The organism is Fodinicola feengrottensis, from assembly GCF_039530045.1.
Classification (GTDB): domain Bacteria; phylum Actinomycetota; class Actinomycetes; order Mycobacteriales; family HKI-0501; genus Fodinicola; species Fodinicola feengrottensis.
Map to the genome: position 1 here is coordinate 1 of NZ_BAAANY010000073.1, position 612 is coordinate 612.

At 62.4% G+C, this 612-nt stretch carries 1 protein-coding gene; it reads left to right on the top strand.

Going from position 1 to position 612, the window contains the following annotated elements; all coding sequences use genetic code 11:
* Positions 1-612: site-specific integrase (locus ABD301_RS42215; RefSeq protein WP_344315616.1), on the top strand; the 612-nt coding region annotated here is incomplete at both ends.

Here is a 612-nt window from a genome sequence, read left to right on the forward strand (position 1 = left end):
AACGGGCATGCGACGCTCTGAGCTTGCCGGAGCGGCCCGCGATGGCCTCACGATGTGGTGGCTGTGCCTGGACTGCGATCAAAAGCACGATGCCTTGCCGGCCGGCACTTGTGAAGGCTGCGGGTCGAAAGAATTCATCGGCCAAGGCACGCTCGAAATCGACGCTACGCGGGTCGTAGTTGACGGCAAGGCCGAGGATTCAGACGGCAAAGGCGAGAGCAGCGTACGCACGATCTCCCTCGATCCGTTCACCGTGGCTGCGCTAGCCGGGTACCTGGCGAAGCTCGACAAAGAGCGGAAGGCGTTCGGCGCGAGCTACCCCACACACGACAAGCTGATGTGTTTCGAGGATGGCCGGAAGCTTCATCCGGATACGGTCACCCGCCGGTTCAATCGCACTGTGGACCTTGCGGGTGTGCGGCATATCCGGCTGCACGACATCCGCCACACGTACGTGACCCTGGCAAGGGACAACGGCATGGACTCAAAGGTTCTGACGGACCGGGTAGGCCACGCCAGCGAGACCGTGACGAAGCAGATCTACACCCATCGGTCTGTGGGATTCGACCGTGACGCTGCTACCGCCATGGGGACGCTGATCGAGAAGGCGCT